Origin of the sequence: Chiayiivirga flava (assembly GCF_014202825.1) — a bacterium.
Lineage (GTDB): Bacteria > Pseudomonadota > Gammaproteobacteria > Xanthomonadales > Xanthomonadaceae > Chiayiivirga > Chiayiivirga flava.
Genome location: NZ_JACHHP010000003.1, coordinates 300,887 through 318,772 on the forward strand (window position 1 = coordinate 300,887; position 17,886 = coordinate 318,772).

General features: G+C 70.0%; 16 protein-coding genes. 3 read left to right on the plus strand and 13 right to left on the minus strand.

Annotated elements, in window-relative coordinates; all coding sequences use genetic code 11:
* Positions 1-86 precede the first annotated feature (86 nt).
* Both HNQ52_RS09810 and HNQ52_RS09815 read right to left on the minus strand, forming a co-directional pair.
* Positions 87-1,313: a DUF4785 domain-containing protein gene (locus tag HNQ52_RS09810; protein WP_183960957.1), complete on the minus strand. Its 1,227-nt coding sequence runs from the start codon at positions 1,311-1,313 to the stop codon at positions 87-89.
* 16 nt (positions 1,314-1,329) lie between these two features.
* Positions 1,330-2,181: a hypothetical protein gene (locus HNQ52_RS09815; protein WP_183960958.1), complete on the minus strand. Its 852-nt coding sequence runs from the start codon at positions 2,179-2,181 to the stop codon at positions 1,330-1,332.
* Between the two features lie 330 nt (positions 2,182-2,511).
* On the opposite strand from HNQ52_RS09815, the gene HNQ52_RS09820 reads away from it, so the two are divergent.
* Positions 2,512-3,021, plus strand: a complete 510-nt coding sequence (locus tag HNQ52_RS09820) for a hypothetical protein (protein ID WP_183960959.1) — start codon at positions 2,512-2,514, stop codon at positions 3,019-3,021.
* Positions 3,021-3,953, plus strand: a complete 933-nt coding sequence (locus HNQ52_RS09825) for a glycosyltransferase family 2 protein (RefSeq protein WP_183960960.1) — start codon at positions 3,021-3,023, stop codon at positions 3,951-3,953. Before HNQ52_RS09820 ends, HNQ52_RS09825 begins: the two co-directional genes overlap by 1 nt.
* 232 nt (positions 3,954-4,185) lie before the next feature.
* On the opposite strand, the gene HNQ52_RS09830 is transcribed toward HNQ52_RS09825, so the two are convergent.
* The 11 genes from HNQ52_RS09830 to HNQ52_RS09880 all read right to left on the minus strand — a co-directional run bounded on the left by HNQ52_RS09830 (position 4,186) and on the right by HNQ52_RS09880 (position 16,618).
* Positions 4,186-4,866: a DUF2461 domain-containing protein gene (locus tag HNQ52_RS09830; protein ID WP_183960961.1), complete on the minus strand. Its 681-nt coding sequence runs from the start codon at positions 4,864-4,866 to the stop codon at positions 4,186-4,188.
* Entirely contained in the window at positions 4,863-6,293 is a 1,431-nt protein-coding gene (sbcB, locus tag HNQ52_RS09835) for an exodeoxyribonuclease I (protein WP_183961195.1), read from the minus strand. Before sbcB ends, HNQ52_RS09830 begins: the two co-directional genes overlap by 4 nt.
* On the minus strand, positions 6,290-8,899 hold the full coding sequence (locus HNQ52_RS09840) for an EAL domain-containing protein (RefSeq protein WP_183960962.1): 2,610 nt from the start codon (positions 8,897-8,899) through the stop codon (positions 6,290-6,292). Before HNQ52_RS09840 ends, sbcB begins: the two co-directional genes overlap by 4 nt.
* A 117-nt stretch (positions 8,900-9,016) precedes the next feature.
* Entirely contained in the window at positions 9,017-10,231 is a 1,215-nt protein-coding gene (locus HNQ52_RS09845) for a TraB/GumN family protein (protein ID WP_183960963.1), read from the minus strand.
* Positions 10,228-11,127 (minus strand): carbon-nitrogen hydrolase, encoded by a 900-nt coding sequence (locus tag HNQ52_RS09850; protein WP_183960964.1) that lies wholly within the window; start codon positions 11,125-11,127, stop codon positions 10,228-10,230. The genes HNQ52_RS09845 and HNQ52_RS09850 overlap by 4 nt, the downstream gene beginning before the upstream one ends.
* A gap of 528 nt (positions 11,128-11,655) precedes the next feature.
* Positions 11,656-12,684, minus strand: coding sequence for an agmatine deiminase family protein (locus tag HNQ52_RS09855; RefSeq protein WP_183960965.1), 1,029 nt, complete (start codon positions 12,682-12,684; stop codon positions 11,656-11,658).
* Between the two features lie 4 nt (positions 12,685-12,688).
* Positions 12,689-13,033 carry a hypothetical protein gene (locus HNQ52_RS09860; protein WP_183960966.1) on the minus strand — a complete coding sequence of 115 codons (345 nt, stop codon included), beginning with the start codon at positions 13,031-13,033 and terminating at the stop codon, positions 12,689-12,691.
* 322 nt (positions 13,034-13,355) lie between these two features.
* Entirely contained in the window at positions 13,356-13,481 is a 126-nt protein-coding gene (gene ykgO, locus HNQ52_RS09865) for a type B 50S ribosomal protein L36 (protein WP_091238229.1), read from the minus strand.
* Between the two features lie 84 nt (positions 13,482-13,565).
* Positions 13,566-14,345: a DUF72 domain-containing protein gene (locus HNQ52_RS09870; protein WP_183961184.1), complete on the minus strand. Its 780-nt coding sequence runs from the start codon at positions 14,343-14,345 to the stop codon at positions 13,566-13,568.
* Between the two features lie 31 nt (positions 14,346-14,376).
* Positions 14,377-15,672, minus strand: coding sequence for a lipopolysaccharide biosynthesis protein (locus HNQ52_RS09875; protein WP_183960967.1), 1,296 nt, complete (start codon positions 15,670-15,672; stop codon positions 14,377-14,379).
* Positions 15,662-16,618: an NAD-dependent epimerase/dehydratase family protein gene (locus HNQ52_RS09880; protein WP_183960968.1), complete on the minus strand. Its 957-nt coding sequence runs from the start codon at positions 16,616-16,618 to the stop codon at positions 15,662-15,664. The genes HNQ52_RS09875 and HNQ52_RS09880 overlap by 11 nt, the downstream gene beginning before the upstream one ends.
* 170 nt (positions 16,619-16,788) lie before the next feature.
* Here HNQ52_RS09880 and gmd point away from each other — a divergent pair, with 170 nt between their 5' ends.
* A complete protein-coding gene (gmd, locus tag HNQ52_RS09885; protein WP_183960969.1) occupies positions 16,789-17,850 on the plus strand; it encodes a GDP-mannose 4,6-dehydratase in 1,062 nt (353 codons plus the stop codon).
* The last annotated feature ends 36 nt before the right edge of the window (positions 17,851-17,886 follow it).

Genomic DNA, 17,886 nt, shown 5'->3' on the forward strand with positions numbered 1-17,886 from the left:
CCGATGGGTCCGCCGCGTCGTCTTGGCCCGCACGTGCCGGTGCGGTGCGCTGCGGCCCGGTCGCGACCGGGCCGCAGCGGGTGCCGTCAGCGCTCGATGCGCAGCGCGCGTGCGCGCGTCTCGAGCTGGCCCAGGCGTGCCTGGTCGTTGAGGCTCAGGTCGCGCAGTTCGTACGGTGCGCCGAGGCCGGCGGGCATCACGTCCGCGCCGAACGTCAGCGTGATGCTGCCGTGCCCGGGATCCAGCCAGCGCGCCGCGTGGGCGATCGCGAACGGATGCAGCGAGCCGTCCTTCGCCGAGCCGTACAGCACGCCGCGCACTTCGAAACGGCCGGCACTGGCCGCTTCCACCGGCAGCGTCACCGACACGCCGCTGTCTTTCGCGGCCACCGACGCCTCGTTGCCGAGGCGTGCCGTGGGCCGCGACACCGCGAAGCTCGTTTTCGCATCGCGCGCGACGAGGGCGCCGCCGTCCTTGGCCACCGCAAAGGTGTGCACTTCCCACAGCGCAAGACCGCTGCCGGCATCCTGCGGCAACGCCACGTCCGCGTGGTAGCGGCCGTCCTTGCCGCGCGCGAATGCCACGTCGATGCTGCGGCCGTCCGGCGAGGTCACCACGCCGCCGATGCTCTGCGGCACGAGCGTGCCTTTGGCGCCCTCGAACTGCGCGCTGAGCCGCACCGTGTCGCCGGCGAGCGCGCGATCGCGGTCCGCGCCGAGGGTGAGCGCTACCGCGCTGTCGGGCTCGAACACGTGCATCAGGTAACGGCCGCTCGCGGCCTTCGCCGCGAGCTCGACGCGGCCCGCGCCCGCCGCATGCGCAAGCTGGAAAACGAGCGTGCCGTCGCCGAAGTTTGCGCCGGCCGCCTTCAGCTGCTCGGCATCGGCGCTGTGCACGAACGCGGTGTCCGGATCGAGCGCGCGGCCATCGATGCGCACGCTGAGGTCGCGCGTGGCGAGCGCGGCGTTCTTGCTGCCGCCGGCCGGGCTGATGCGCACCAGTGCGCCCGGCGCGGTGGTCTGGAACGCGTAGCCCTTCTGCAGCGCGGCGCCGTCGATGGTGGTCCAGAACTCGCGGCTCGTGGCGACATACGGCGCCGTGGCATGCAGCGATTGCGCCGGATCGAGCGCCCACGCGAAGTCCACCGGCGCGCGTTCGATGTCGGCGGCGAGCGCGGATTTTTCCGCGACCAGCCGCGTCGGCACCAGGTCGCCGGTGGCGGCCGGCAGCAGGCGCGTGTCGGCGGCGTGCAGCGAGCCCGCGAACAGCGAGGTGGCCACGGCGAGGGTGAGGATTGCCTTGTTGCGTGTCATGTTGGTCGGCTCCGGCTCAGACATCGTTGCGAAGGATCACGTCCAGGCCGAAACACTTCTTGCGGCTCTGGTTGTGGCTGAGCGGCTCGTCGCCGTTGGTGCGGTCGGTGTCGTAGAACCACAGCGTGCCGGCACCGTTCTGACTGCTGCAGTCGAGAAACCCGTCCGAACAGCTCGACAGCCACGCCTGCGTGATTTCCAGGCCCACCTGCTGGGTGTAGCCGCCGCAGTAGCTGTCGCCGTCCCAGATCGCCGACTCCACGTCGCGGCCCACCACATTCCAGAACCCGCGCGGCAATGCCGGACGCCCGGCCGTGCCGTAGAGATTGTTGGCGTTGTACTGCGCCATCCAGCTCACCTGCTGCATGCGCACGGCGTCGTTCTTGTAGCCGAGCAGCCAGCCGAGCGCGGATTCGAATACGTTCCCGGCCATCACCGCGTCGGCGAGCGGCGTGCCCTTGGACGACGCGGCCAGCGCGTTGACCCAGCGGATTTTCGAGATGATGTTCGGATAGCGGCTGTCGTACGTCGGGTTGCTCATGATCCAGCGCATGACGTTGCCGCCGTTCGAATGCGTGATCACCACCAGATCGGTGATGCCGCGCGCGCTGATGAAACTCGACAGCTGCCCGGCAAGACAGCCGGCCGCGCGCGAATCCCACATGTACTGTTCGAAATCGCAGTTGATCACCGTGTAGTTGGCCTGGTTCGGCAACCCCTGGCGCACGGAATTGATCATGTCCGCGCCCCAGTAATCGTCGGTGGCGTTGGTGTGCTTGCTCGTGCCGTGCACGAACGCGACGCCGGTATTGGCATTCGCGAGCAACGGAACCGCGGCCAGCGCGAGGCCGGCGAGAATCTTGCGCATCGATTGGACTCCCTATGCAACGGACGACACGCGGGCGAACTCCCTTCGGCGCGCGGCATCCGGACGGCCGGCGTCCCCTCTCCCTACGCTGGCGTACGGAGAGCATAGTCAAGTGCGCCGCGGAAGGCTTGCTGCAACGCGCAAGGCGTTCGGCCTGGCCTCGGCGCATGTCGGCATCGATTCCAGCGCCAGCGCGGCCTCCCGGCGGAAGCCGGTCATCCGGCGGCGCGTACCGGCTGCATCGCGGCGATGACGACGAGCGGGCGCGCATTGCGGGACTTGCTGCCGGCACCGCAGGCGCACGATGCTTGCACCTTCGTGGAGGCAGCCATGCGCAAGGGATCGAAAATTTCCGTCGGTGTAGTGATTGCCGGCGTGCTCGTGGCGCTGCTGGTCGGTGCAATGCTGCTGGTGGGCAGCTGCACCGCGCTGCTGTGGAACACGATGGGCGGCGACTCCGCATCCGGGGCACGCCGCGATGCCCTGCGCGCGCAACATGCGGCGCTGCTGGACCGGTTGGAGCGCATCGGATCCGACGCCGACGATCTACAGGACGCCGCCCGGCATCTGCGCACCGTCGTGCTGCCGCCGCAAGTGCTCGGACTCGCGATCGCGCAGGCCGACAGCGACGACAACCGCGTCGTCGTGCTGCGCAACTACGAGGGCCGCCAGACCAGCCGCATCCTCGTCAACGGCGCCGGCAGCATTACCCTCGAGGCACGCGACGGCACGCGCCGCACCTTCGACCTGCTCGAAGTCGATGCGACGCTGCGTGATGGCACCGGCGTGGAGATCGAAGTGGTGCTGGCACGCGATGCGGTCGCGGCGGGCCCGGAGTGATGTCGCCGGCGGCGCGGCCGTTCGTCGTCGCATCGATCGTCAACTGGAACACGCCGCAGCGTACCCTGGCCTGCGTCGCCGCACTGCAGGCTTCGAGCTACCGTCGTCATCGCATCGTCGTCGTCGACAACGCGTCGCGCGACGACAGCGTGGCGGCGATCGGCAAGGCACATCCCGATGTCACGGTGCTGTGCGCCGGCAGCAACCTCGGTTTCGCGGGCGGGCATCGGCTGGCGCTGGAGCAGGCGCGCGGGTGGGGTGCGGACGCGCTCTGGCTGGTGAACAGCGACGCAATCGTCGAGCCCGACGCGCTGGCTGCGCTCGTCGCTGCATTCGCGCAGCATGGCAGCGCGATCTATGGCGGCATGCCGTTGTCACGCCGCGACGATGATGCGACGCTGTTCGACTTTCCCGCGAAGTATCTGGATCCGCACGGCAGACCGACCCCGTTCCTGCGCGACGCGGACGTCGTGTTCGACGCGACGTGGCGCCACCGCGCACCGATGCGTGTCGGCGCAGTGGCGGGCAGCACATTGCTGCTGCCGCTCGATCTCGTGCAGCGGCACGGCTGGCTTGACGAAAGCTGGTTCCTGCACTGCGAGGAAATCGACTACTGCTACACGCTGCGCGCGCACGGGGTGCCGAGTTATCTGGTGCCGGGAGCACGCGTATGGCACGAAGGCGGCGGCAGCGACGCCGGGCGGAGCGCGGTGGCCGACGTGGTGCAGTACTACCGCGCGCGCAACGAGATCGCGCTGGCGCGCAGACACGGACGGATGTTTTCGGCGTCCGCCATCGCACTGAAAAAAATGCTGCGCGCTGCGTGGCTGGCGCGTGCGGATCCGGCGCGTGCCCGGTTCGTGCTGCGCGGCGCGTGGCATGGATGGCGGGGCGTGACGGGGCGGACAGTTCTGCCGGACGACCATCTTTGAGCGACGGTTGCGCGTGAGGTGGAGTTCCTGCGTCGGGGACGCGGCCAGGCAGTCGACCCCCTTCCGCCTGTCGGCGCCTTCCCCCGCTGCGCGGGAGAAGGGATGCTGCGATGGAAACCGTGGCGATCGGGACTCCCAATCGCGTTCCCCAAGCCCTTCCCTCTCCCGCGCAGCGGGGGAGGGTGCCGAAGGCGGGAGGGGGTCGCTCTCGACTCGACCCCGGCGCGCCGCCTCAGAACTCCAGCCCCAACGCCGCGCAAAGATAATCGTTGAACGGCCCCAGCCGACGCAGATCGTCGATGACCACCTGCCGCAACCTCGCACCCAGCACCGTCGCATCGTCCAGCGCCCGCGAGGCGACAAAATCCTTGCGCTTGATGTCCTCGATCAGCGGATGCGTCGCGTCGTAACCGCGCGGTGGGCGCTGCAGCGTGTCGCCGTCGAGCTCGAAACGCCGCCGGAAGGCCGGCGCCGCCGACGCGGCGCGCCATGCCGACGGATTGGAGACGAGGAACTCGCGGATGCGCTTGAGCGCATCGGGTTCGGGATGCCACACGCCGGCGCCGAGAAAACTGTTGCCGGGCTGCAGGTGCAGATAGAACACGGGCGCCGTGGTCTGGCGCCCGCGTTCGTGGAACAGGCGCAGGCCGAGCCAGGTCTTGTACGGCGTCTTGTCGTTGGCAAAGCGCGTGTCGCGCTGGATGCGGAACAGCGACCCGCCGACGGTTCTCGTGTCGGCGCGGAAATGCGGGCTGATCGCGGCCAGCGGTGCGGAAAGATCGCCGATCAGTGCCAGCGCCGGATCGCGCACGTCGCGCTCGAAGCGCGGCTTGTTGGCATGGAACCACTCGCGCGAATTGTTGCGCGACAGATCGCGGAAGAATTTGAACGTGGCGTCGGTGAAGTACGTCATGCAAGCGCCTGCAGGCGGCGGCCCCAGGCATCGAGTGCGTCGAGGCGGGCGTGGGTGTCGGGCTCGTCGCCGCGCGCGATGCGCAGCGCGGCGATTTCGGCAAAATAGCTCTCGAAGCTGTATTCGGACAGGCCGATGTCGCTGTCCAGGCGTCGATGCCGGTACTCGGACCAGCGTTCGGCGTCGTCCGCATCGAGCGATTCGGGCCAGTTGCGCGCGCGGTAGCGGAACGCAAGCTCCTCGAACTTCGCATCCTGGAATCCGAACCCCGCGACCGGTGCGCGCGGGCCGGCGCGGCGCACCTGCACGAAGCGTGCGCGGTCGGCATCGCTGGCGAAACCGTCGTACAGCGCCTGGTCCGGATCGGTCTGCCCGGCGCTGCGCGGCCGCCCGTAGACCGCGCGCACGGTGTCGACGAGCGTATCGGAAGCGCGCAGCAGCGCGGCGTGGCGTTCGGCGCGTTCGAGGTCGATGCCGAAGCGTGCGCGTTGTGTTGCGTCCAGATGGCGCAGTTCGACCAGTGCCGGGCAGCGGTTGAGGTGCACTTCCTTGAGCGCGATGCGTTGTTCGCCCTCGGGCAGGTCGGCGGCGGGCGTGTAGAGCCGGTCGGCGATGTCTTCGGGCGAGAGCGTGAGCAGCGGCGTCGGGTCGGGATCGAGATCGGCGACGATGATGCGGTTGCCGATGTGCGGATGCGGCGCGAGCGGCAGCACCAGCGCGCCGCAGCCGCGCGACGCGGGGTATTTGCCCGAGACGTGCAGCACCGGCGTCTTTGCAATGTAGTCGAGCAGGCCCGCGGCGCGGCGCTTGTCGCGCAGCGCGAAGTAGTAGTCGAACAGCTTCGGCTGCGCGCCGCGCAGCTTCCGCGCAAGGCCGATCAACGCCTCCACGTCCGACAACGCCTCGTGCGCGCGCACATGCGTTAACCCGTTGGCGCTGGCGAGGTCTTCGAGGCGGAAGCTCGGCATGCCGTCCGGCCGCAGCGGCCATTCCATGCCCTGTGGCCGCAGCGCCCACGCAAGACGCATCAGGTCGAGCAGATCCCAGCGCGAGTTGCCGCCGCGCCACTCGCGCTCGTAGGGGTCGAAGAAGTTGCGGTACAGCGTGAAGCGCACGAACTCGTCGTCGAAGCGCAGCGAGTTGTAGCCCACGGCGCAGGTGCCGGGGCGCGCGAGGTGTGCGTGCATCGCGGAGGCGAACTCCGCTTCGGGCAGACCGTCGCGCAGAGCGTCCTGCGGCACGATGCCGGTCAGCAGTGCGGCTTCGGGCGACGGCAGCAGATCGTCCGCGGGGCGGCAGTAGAACGAGATCGGTTCCTCGATGACGTTGAGCGCAGCATCGGTGCGGATCGCGGCGAATTGCGCGATGCGGGTGCGGCGCGGGTCGCGGCCGTAGGTTTCGAGGTCGAACCAGAGAAAATCGCTCACCGCGCGATGATACCCGGGCTCCTGGAAGCGGTGGCGTCGACGCCGACGGCCGGCTGCACGCCGGTGACGTATTCGAGCGGTTCCAGCAGGTCCAGCCGCGGAATGCCGAGCACGAAGCCCTGCGCGTAGTCCACGCCGCATTCGTACAGCGCCGCGAGCGTCTCGCTGCTCTCGGCCCACTCGGCGATGGTGCGTTTGCCGGTGCTCTCGGCGATGGACGTGAGCGCGGCGACCACCGAGCGATCGAGCGTATCGTGTGGCAGTCCCTGGATGATGGAGCCGTCGATCTTCAGATAGTCCGCATCGAGCTGGCGCAGGTACGCGAACGTGGAGAAGCCGGTGCCGAAATCGTCGATCGCGATGCGGCAGCCGAGCAGCCGGAGGCGACGCAGCAAGGCGCGCGTGCCGACGATGTCCTCGATCGTGCGCGACTCGGTCACCTCGAAGATCAGCGCGCCCGGATCCACCTCGTAGCGCACGATGCGTTCGGCGATGAAGTCCACCAGCGAATCGCTGGCAAGGCTCTGCGAGGAAAGATTCATCGTCAGCGCGAACGGACGATGGTGGTGGCGGACCTCGCGCAGCGCCTTCATCGCGTGGTCGATCACCCAGCGGTCGATCTCCTCCATCATGCCGAAGCGTTCGGCCGACGGCAGGAAGGCGTTCGGCAGGATCAGCTCGCCGCGGCCGTTGCGCAGCCGCACCAGCACCTCGAACAGCAGCGGTTCGGACGGATTGCGCGCGAACTGGCGGCGCCAGAGATTGGCGGGCGTGGCGTCCAGGCTTTCGTTCTCGAGCCCGCGCAGCGGCACGATGGGCTGGAACATCAGCTCGAAGCGGTCGTGCCTGAGCGCTTTCTCCAGCCGAGCCGACCAGCCCAGGTCCGCTTCCATCGTGGCGAGGCTGCCGCTTTCGTGCGTGTACACGTGGCAGCGGTTGCGGCCGTCGTTCTTCGACTGATGACAGGCCACGTCCGCCTGCGCCATCGCCTCGGTGAGCGAGGCGGTGCGGCGGTCGAGCGCGGTGACGCCGATGGAAATCGTGATGCGGTACGTCTTGCCGGCATGCACGAACGGCACGTCGGTCAGCGCGGTGCGGATCGATTCGGCCAGGGACTCGATCTGCTCGCGCGGCACGTCGCGCAGCACGATGGCGTATTCGTCACCGCCCATGCGCGCGAGGTGGTCGGACGCGCGCATGCGCGAACGCAGGCGCCGACTGACTTCGATCAGCAGCTGGTCGCCGGCGCTGTGGCCGGCGGTGTCGTTGATGTACTTGAAGCGGTCCAGGTCGATGAACAGCAGCGCCGACACCGATTCGGTCTGCAGGCTGCGCAGGCGCTGGATCTCGATCTCCAGCTGCGCCTCGAACCAGCCGCGGTTGGGCAGCTTGGTGAGGCTGTCGTGTTCGGCCTGCCAGCGCAGCTGCTCCTCCAGCTTGCGCTGCGCCGAGACATCACGGAACGCCACCACCGATCCCCGGCGCTCGCCGTCCACGCGCAGCGGATACACCGTGCCCTCCACCGGAATCGGCTCGCGCGCGGAGGTCCAGAACACCGACTGCCAGTGCGGTACCTGATTGCCGTGCAGATAGCACTGGCTGAGGAACGACAGTTCAGGCGAGGCGCGCGATTGCGCGATCTGGCCCGGATGCACCGCTTCGGCGGCGTCGCGCCCGATGAGCGCGGCTGCGTCGGGATACCCCAGCAGCTCGAGCGCGGCCGGATTGACGAACTGGATGATGCCGTTGACGTCTACGCCGAACACGCCGTCGCCGACGGCGGCGAGGATGCCTTCGAGGCGACGGCGTTCCGCGTCGATCGCCTTGCGGTCGCGCACCGTCCGTGCGAGCGAGGCCAGGCGCGCGAGGAACAGCCCCTTGGCTTCGCTCTTGAACAGGCATTCCACCGCGCCGCTGGCGAGCGATTCGACGATCACCTCGTCGGCGTAGGTGCCGGTGATCATCGCGCTGAGCACGTGCTGGGTGCGCGGATCGCGGCGCAGCGCGGCGATCAGCGCGGTGCCGTTCTGGCCGGGCATGAAGTAGTCGACGATGGCGATGTCGAGCGGTTGCGCGGTGGCCTTGGCGAAGCCTTCCTCGACGTTGGACGCGGTGTCGACCTGGTAGCCGTGCTGGCGCAGCAGGCGCACGAAGGCGGCGCGGACGGTGGCCGAGTCGTCGATCAGCAGGATGCGCAGCGCCGAGGTGTCGACCTCGACCGCATCGTTGGCCGCGCGCGGCGGCGGGCGAAGCATGCGGTCGAGCGCCTCGTCGCATTCGCTGTAGTCCGAGCACAGCATCAGCGCGCGGCGCGGGCGTGCGCTGCGCCAGCGTTGCAGGGCATCGTTCGCGTCGCTGAGCAGCAGGACCGGCAGGTCGTCGCGCCCCTCGCGGTGGAGCAGGGCGAGCAATTCTTCGGTGTGCGTGTCGGCGGCGTCGGTGAGACCGAGCACCACGGCGTCGATGCGCGTGCCCGCGGCGCGCAGCAGATCCAGGCAGCCGGCCATGCCGTCCGGCGCGAGCACCCCGCAGCCGCGCCGCTCCAGCAGCGTGGTCAGCGCAAGCCGCCGGTTGGCCGAACCTTCCGCCAGCAGTACCGCCGTCACGTCGTCCCCCGGGCCGGGCCCCAACGATCAAGCGTAGCGCGCGGCGGCGGTGCCGCCAAGCGACGCGGCCCCCCCCGCGCGGGGGGATGCCGGGCGACCGCCGCGCCGGACACGACCTCAGAACAGGCGCGTGAGCATGCCCCAGCCGGCGAGCCACACGCCGATCGCCGTGCCGACGCTGGTCAGGAAGAAGTTGAGCAGGGTGCGCGTGACGCGGTTCTTCCACCAGCCGCGCAGCGAGGTGGCGTCGTCGCGCAGGCGCTCGAAATCGGCCACGGTCGGCCGTCGCACCCACGCTTCCACCAGTGCGCTGAGCGTGCCCGAGCCCAGCGCCGGATGCAGCGGCGTCAGCGGCGACACCGCGAACGCGGTGAGGATGCTGAGCGGGTGCCCGCCGGCGACGGTGCAGCCAAGCGCGCCGAGCAGGCCGGTGGCGAGGATCCACGTGACGACGAGATCCGTGCCGATGTCGGCACCCTGCGCGAAGCCATACGCGAAACCGCCGAGCACGATCGCGATGAACAGCGCGCCGAGCCACTTGCCCCAGTGTTTCGGCGGCGGCAGGGTTTCCAGTTCGCTGCGCGTGCCGGCCGGGTCGGTCTGCGCCTGCGTCAGATACTTTGCCAGGCCCTGCAGGTGGCCGGCGCCGACCACCGCGAGCACGCGCTGGCCCGGGCTTGCGTGCTGGCGCAGCGCGGCGGCCATGTAGCGGTCGCGTTCGTCGATCAGCGCGTTGTAGATCACGTCGTCGCGTTTGGCGAACTCGTGGAAGGCGCTTTCGAGCATGTCGCCTTCCTTGAGTTTCTCGATCTCGTCTTCCTCGACCTTGTCGTCGACGATCAGGCTCGCGGCCAGCCCGCTCATCAGGGTGAGCTTGCGCCAGAAGCCGACGGCCGCATACGTGCGGTGCAGCGTCTTGCCGACATCGCGGTCGATGCGCCACACCGGCAGTCCGCGCGCCTCGGCGGCCACCATCGAGGCGCGCATCTCGGCGCCGGGTTCCACGCCCAGCTGCTCGGCCAGACGCCGCTGGTAGGCCGACAGCGCGAGGTTGGCGGTGACAAGCCCGATCTTGTTTTCCCTGATCACGCGGAACAGATCGAGCTGCGCGAGCGCGGCGGGATTGTTCATCGCGTTGTAGCGGCCCTCGCACAGTTCCACGGCCACCGCGTCGAAAGTGCGGGTCGCGATCAGCGCCTCGGCCGCCTCCACGCTCGCGCGCGACACGTGCGCGGTGCCGAGCAGGGTGTAGGACACGCCGTCGCGTTCGACCTCGACGATCGGCTGGCCGGCGAGCGGATCGTGCGGTGCCACATCGGTCGCGGCGTTCAATCGCGGTACCGCCGCAGCAGGTCGCCGTAGGCGTCGATGCGCCGGTCGCGCAGGAACGGCCAGATGCGGCGCACGTGTTCGCTGCGCTGCAGATCGACATCGCAGACCAGCACCTCGGCGTTCTCGGTGTTCGCCTCGCACAGATATTCGCCCTGCGGTCCGAGCACATGACTCGATCCCCAGAAACGGATGCCGGAGGTTCCGAGCGGCGAATCCTCGTGTCCGATGCGGTTGCAGCTGAGCACCGGCACGCCGTTCGCGACGGCATGGCCGCGGTGGCTGAGGATCCAGGCCTGGCGCTGGCGGCTGCGTTCGTCCTCGCTGTCGTCGATGTCCCAGCCGATGGCGGTCGGATACAGCAGCAGTTCGGCGCCGGCCAGCGCCATCAGGCGTGCGGCTTCGGGGTACCACTGGTCCCAGCACACCAGCACGCCGAGGCGGCCGACCGACGTGTCGATCGGCTCGAAGCCCAGATCGCCCGGGGTGAAATAGAACTTCTCGTAGAAGCCCGGATCGTCCGGGATGTGCATCTTGCGGTACTTGCCGACGAGACGCCCGTCGCGCTCCAGCACCACCGCGGTGTTGTGGTACAGCCCGGCCGCGCGCCGCTCGAACAGCGAGCCGACGATGACGATGCCGTGCTTCTTCGCGAGTGCGCCGAGGCGTTCGGTGCTCGGGCCGGGGATGGGCTCGGCGCGGTCGAATTCGTCCACGGATTCGTGCTGGCAGAAGTACGCGCCGTTGTGCAGCTCCTGCAGCAGAACGAGTTGTGCGCCCTGCGCTGCGGCGTCGCCGACGCGTTGTTCGATGCGGGCGAGGTTGGCGTCGACGCTGCCCTGGTCGGCGTCCTGGATCAGCGCGACGCGCAGGGTGCGGGGCGTAGGGGTCTTGGTCATGGGTCCGTCGGATTGATTCGGGGAGCTGTTGGCCGGGCTGCTTCGCAGCCAAATGCGGCCGGTCGGGCCGGAAACAACCAATTTACCGCAACCTTGCCGGCGCGCGTGCCGCAATCGCGCGACAACGATTGCCTTTTGCAAGCGAATCCAACGCTGCATGGCGCGGAGAGAAGAGCAGCATCACCGTGCGCAGATCTCCCTCCGGGGCGACATCGGATCGCTTGTCGGGGCGGATATCCGATCGATCGCAAGCGGGCGCCGTGCCGTGAAGCTTCCTCGCATCGGGGCGGTGACGGACTCGACATCGCGGTCTTCCCCCAGCCGTCGTCCCGGCTTTCGCCGGGACGACGGTGTGGATCGAACTTTTCCGGACGGCGTCGGAGAACCGAGCGTTTCGCGACAGTCGTGCGCGGGCGCGAGGAATGCCTAGTTGCGGCGAGGGAACACGTCCGCGCACGCAATGTTCGGGCCTGCCTGCGGTTCGGAGCCGTGCGTTGCGGGCATTGTTGCGCGACGACAGCCCAACCCTCAGACCACGCCGCGCGGCAGCTGCATCGTCACGCAGTGCAGGCTGCCGTTCTGCCAGATCAAGGCGCGGCACGGCACCGACACGATCTCGCGATCGGGAAAGGCCTGCGCCAGCACGACGGCCGCGCCGGCATCGGCCGCATCGCCGTATGCCGGCATCAGCACCGCGCCGTCGACGATCAGGAAGTTCGCGTACGAGGCCGCGAGGCGGCGTCCGTCGTCGACGATCGGCTGCGCCCACGGCAGCGGGAACAGGCGGTACGGCGCGCCGTCGCGGGTGCGCAGTGCGGCAATGTCGTCGGCCATCGCGCCCAGCTCGGCGAAGTGCGGGTCGGCCGGATCGTCGCAGGCCTGGAACACGATGGCATCGGGGCCGGCAAAGCGCGCGAGCGTGTCGATGTGGGCGTCGGTGTCGTCGCCTTCGAGATAGCCGTGATCGAGCCACAGCACGCGGCCCTGGCGCAGCGAGCGCATCAGCACCACTTCGATCTCCGCCCGCGCCAGGCCGGGGTGGCGCTCGCTGAGGCAGCGCCACGTCGTCAGCAGCGTGCCGGCACCGTCGGTCTCGATGCCGCCGCCTTCCAGCGCGAAATCGATCGCCTCGGGCGAGCCGTTGCGGAACACGCCGCGCGCCGTGAGGCCTTCGACCAGCGCGTCGTCGCGCGAGGCGGCGTACTTGCCGCCCCAACCGGTGAAGCGGAAATCGAGCAGGCGGAACGCGCCGGCATCGTCGACCAGGGTGATCGGGCCGGAATCGCGCAGCCAGGTGTCGTCGTACTCGATCTCGACGAACCGCACGCGTCCGGCCGGCACGCCGGCGCGCTCGAGTTGCGCGCGCGCGCGCAGGTGCACGGACGCATCCGCCACGCACACGATGGCGGACTCGAAGCGGGCGATGGCCGACACCAGCGCCACGTAGGTGGCCTCGACCTGGCCGAGCCGCTCGGCCCAATCCGTGCCTGCGTGCGGCCACGCCAGCAGCACCGCGGACTGGGATTCCCACTCCGCGGGAAAACGCCACGCCGTCATCGAATCAGCGCACCGGCTTGGGCGCGATCTCGGTGGCGCTGGCCTTGCGCGCCACCACGTCGACGACGTGCGAGTGCTCGAAATAGACCGTGAACTCGGGGTAGACCCAGCGGTTGATCACCGGCCACTGCGGCTTCTGGCCACCGCGCGGATCCAGGCGCTGCATCGGTGCGCCCCAGCGCGATTCGACCTGCTGCATGCTGATGCCGCGCGCCGGCATGTCGAGGCTGCGGGCCTGTTCGACGCGGTCCACCAGCAGCGTATCGCCTTCCACCTCGCGTTGCGCGAATGCGAAGGAAGACGTCGCGAGCAGCGTCGCGGCCAGGGCGAGGCGTGAGGTACGGTGCATGCGGAAGCTCCCGAACAGGTCGTGGAAACGCCGGCATTATGCCGCAGAACCAGCCGTTTGCGGCGAATGGTTGCGAGGTCACGCGAAGCGGTGTGACACATGTGTCGCGGAGCAAGGAGGCGGGAGGGTACGGGTCTACCGGACAACGTCTCCGATCGAGTCCCTCTCCCGCGCAGCGGGGGAGGGTGCCGGCAGGCGGGAGGGGGCCCGCTGCCGCACGCACCGCACCCGCAAAAACAGACAGGGCCGCTTTCGCAGCCCTGTCGATGTCGAACCCTGGCCGATCAACCCGGCCGGCGCGGCCCTGCGGCCGCACCGTGTTTCAGCGCTGGCGCGCCTTGAAACGCGGGTTGCTCTTGCAGATCACGAAGACCTTGCCCCGGCGGCGCACGACCTTGCAGTCGCGGTGACGGGTCTTGGCCGACTTGAGGGAATTCAGGACTTTCATGACAACAACCTCGGGGACGGACGCACAAAGACCCGGGATTGTAAGCCGCGCGACGGCCTGCACGCAAGCCGGTGCGCGCAGGTCTCAGTCGCCGCGGGCGTGCCGCGACAGCAGTTCGCGCAACCGCAGGGCATCGGCGATCGCGTGGCCGTGCGCGGTGTTGTCGAAGATGCACCAGTGCGTCCGCCGCGGTTCGGCGGACACGGCGGCGGCGAACCGGGCCAGCGTCGCATCGTCGTAGGCGCTGTAGTACACCCGCGGGGTGCCGTGCCAGCGCCAGTAGCGTGGCGCGGCATGGCCGCCGGGCTGGCCGGCGGCCGCCACCGGTGCCGGATCGGCCGCGACCCGCGCGATGCGGTGCCGGCGCAGCAGCGCGTCCGCCGCCGGCTGGAACCAGCTCGCGTGCCGCGGCTCCAGCGCCACCGCGCCGGCGTGGCGGCGACGCAGCATCGCAAGGAAGGTGGCCGCCACGCGCGCATCGAATGCGCGGCTCGGTGGCAGTTGCACCAGCACGCAACCCAGTCGCGTGCCGAGGCCGGCGGTTTCGTCGAAGAAGCGATCGAGGGCGGCGCCGCAGCCGCGCAGCCCGGCCTCGTGCGTGATCGCACGCGGCAGTTTCACGCTGAAGCGGAACGTGTCCGGGACACTCCGCGCCCAGCGCGCATAGGTGTCGCGGCGGTGGCTGCGATAGAACGAGGAATTGACCTCGACGCAGTCGAAGAGCGTCGCATACCGTGTCAGCACGCTGTCGCCCGCGCCGAACAGCGCGCGATGCCGCGCGCCGATGGCCCATCCGGCGCAACCGATGCGGACGATGGCCGGAGCGCGCCTGGGCGATGTCGATGCTTGCGTTGGCGTGCCCAGGTGCGCTCCGGCGGTCGGTCGATGTCCGACGCTATCGCACGGTCGATGAATCCGACCGCACCGCCGCGCGCCGCAGGATGACGCCACCGGCCGCCAGCTGCACCGCACCGCCGACCAGCCATGCCAGCCCACCCGCGGCGGCACCCCAGCGCGGCGCCAGCGTCAGCAGCACCAGCAGTTGCGCGATGAACGTGCAGCCCTGGATCGCCGCGAGCGCGCGGTAGCGACGCTGCGCGAGCAGCAGGGCGCCAGCCGGACCGGACAGCGCGAACAGCGCGGCGGCCGACAGCATGAGCTGCAGCGTCGGCGCGCCCGCGGCGGCGAGGCCCGCATCGCGCAGCCAGATCCGCAGCAGCGCTTCGGCCCACGGCACCGCGGCGATGCACGGCAGCGCGAGCAGCAGCGTGGTCGCCAACAGCATCGTCCAGGCCGCGCGGTGCGGATCGGCGGCGATCGCGATGCGCGGCAGGAAGGTGCGCTGCAACGGCATCTGCAGGTGCAGCACCGCGAGCAGCACGCTGCCGAGCAGGAAGTACAGGCCGTAGTCGTCGGCCGCCAGCTGCCGCGCGAGCACGATGCGATCGATCTGCGCCCCGGCGATGGCGAGCGCCGTCACCGTCGCGACGCCGGCGACCCCGCGCCAGCCGTCGTGGTCGGCGTCGACCGCGTGCGGTTCGGATGCCGGTGCGGGTTCCCGACGCCGGCGCCGCCGGTTCAGCGCGAACTCGACCGCGCTCACCGCCGCGAACGGCAGGAAATACGCCACCGCCGTCGCCTGCCAGTGCAACACCAGCAGCAACGCGAGCGCGTGCTTGAGCAGCGCGAATCCGGCCAGGCGCAGGTTGGCGAAGCGTTGTCGCCGCAGCGCGTGCCACACGCCGATCGCGGCGTTGTTGGCGAACTGGAACAGGAACTGCACCAGCGCCAGACGCAGCGCGGTCGTCGCGCCGCCGGGCAGCGGATCCAGCCACGACAGCGCCCACTGTCCCGCGACGAAGATCGCGAGCGCCGCCGCGCCGTACACGCGCAGGAAGCGCCGTTCGGCCAGATGCAACCGACCTGCCGCGGCGGCGCGCGCCGCATCGCGCAGCAGCAGCGGCGCGAGCGCGGCATCGAGTGCGAACAGCACGCCCTGCAGCGTGAGGCACCACGCCACCGTGCCCCACGCGACCGGGCCGAGCGCATGCACGTAGATCGGCACCAGCACCAGCGTGACCAGCGCCGCGAAGCCGAGGTAGGCGTAGCCCGATGCGAGATTGTCGAGCAGCGGCAACAGGCGCCACGCCCGTGCGGGCGGCGGCGCACCGTGCCCGGGCTCAGCGCGCATCGGGCAGCAGGCTCGCGATGGTGCGCGCCAGGGCCTCGTCGAACGGCACCGGTGCGCGGAAGCCGAGACGCTGCAGCGCCTCGGTGGCCAGCGTGGTCTCGGCGCAGAAGCGCCGGACGCGCGCGCGTGACAGCGCGGACGGGCGCCCGCGCACGCCGGCGATCGCGTCGAGCAGCGCCGCGCCGGCCAGCGCGACCGGCAGCGGCACGCGCGGCGGCGGCGGCAGCGACAGCTGCAGGCGAATCGCCTCGACCATGTCCGCGGTGCGAAGGTCGGGCGGATCGGCGTAATTGACCGTGTGCACGCCCGCAGCCAGGTCGAGCCTGCCGGCGACGAATGCGACGAGGTTGCCGACATAACCCATCGACTTCCGGTTGTCGCCGCGCCCGGGCAGCACGAAGCGCCGCCGCCGCAGATGGTCGATGAGGGTGAAGACGTTGCCGCGGTTGCCCTCGCCGAAGACCACCGCCGGCCGCAGCACGAGCAACGAGCGCGCGGAGTCCTGCGCGGCCCACGCTGCGTACACCGCCTCGGCATCGGCCTTGCTGCGCCCGTAGTCGGACGCGGGCCGCGGCGGCGCGGATTCGTCCGGGCGCGAGCGGCCCGGCCCGTAGACCGCGGCCGAACTCGCGAACACGATGCGCGGCACGCCGTGCAGCGCGGCCGCCGCCGCGATGTTGCGCGCGCCGCCGACGTTGACCTGCGCGTACAGCGAGCACGGCCGCACATCGTCGCGGTGTTCGGCGGCCAGATCGATCGCGCAGTCGCAGTGTGCGAGCGCGGCTGCCACGGCGGCGGCGTCGCGCACGTCGCCGTGCCGTAGCAACTCCGGATGCGCGAGGCTGGGCGCCTTGTCGAAGATACGCACCTCGTGGCCGGCGTCCCGCAGCGCGCGGACAAGACGCGTGCCGATGAATCCGCTGCCGCCGATGACGGTGATACGCATGCGCTGCCGCCGTTCCGGATGAACCCGCCGCGGCGCGCGTTGACAGCGGCGGCGCGCTCTGCAATCGTCGAAAATTCCCCGTCGCATCTTAACCGGGTTGCCATGATCGCGTGCGCCACGGCGGCGATGCCTGCCGCCTCCGTTGTCCGCTTCGCGCAGGCGCACGCCGCGTGAGCCGCACCGCGCTTGTCACCGGCATCACCGGCCAGGACGGTTCGTACCTGGCCGAGCTGCTGTTGCAGAAGGGGTACGCGGTGCATGGTGTGACCCGGCACGCGTCCTCGCTCAATCGCGCGCGGCTCGGGCATCTGACCGGAACCGCACTGACGCTGCACCACGGCGACCTCACCGATGCGCCGACCCTGCAGCGCCTGGTGCAGCAGGTGCGGCCGGACGAGATCTACAACCTCGCCGCGCAAAGCCATGTCGGCGTGTCGTTCGAGCTGCCCGGCTACACGATGGACTGCAACGCGCTCGGTACGCTGCGGTTGCTCGAAGCGGTGCGCACACTCGGGCTCGGCGGCACGACGCGCTTCTACCAGGCGTCGACCTCGGAAATGTTCGGCACGGCGGCGACGTCCCCGCAGACCGAATCGACGCCCTTCGAACCGCGCTCACCGTACGGCGTGGCCAAGCTCGCCGCGCACTGGATCGCGCGCAACTACCGCGAGGCGTACGGTGTGTTCGCGTGCTGCGGCATCCTGTTCAATCACGAATCGCCGCGGCGCGGCGAGAGTTTCGTGTCGCGCAAGATCACGCGCGCGTTGGCCCGCATGCACCTGGGCCTGCAGGACGTGCTGGAGCTCGGCAATCTCGACGCGGAACGCGACTGGGGCCACGCGCGCGACTACGTCGAGGCGCAGTGGCTGATGCTGCAGCAGCCGCAGCCCGACGACTACGTGATCGCCACCGGCAAGCGGCACTCGGTGCGCGAATTCGTGGTGGCCGCCGCCGCGGCGCTGGATCTTGGCCTGCGCTGGGAAGGCGAGGGCGCCGACGAGCGTGCCGTGGCCGACATCGTGCCGTCGGGCAGCGGCATCCGTTCCGGCCAGACGGTGGTGCGGCTGGATCCGCGCCACGTGCGCCCGATCGACGTACCCGCCCTGTGCGGCGATGCCGGCAAGGCGCGCCACGTGCTCGGCTGGACGCCACGCACCGGATTCGATGCACTCGTGCGCGAGATGGTGGCGAGCGATCTCGCGCTGGCGCAGCGGGAGGCGCGCGCCGGCTGATGTGAGGGTGGGGCGACGACGGAGGGTGATCGGTTT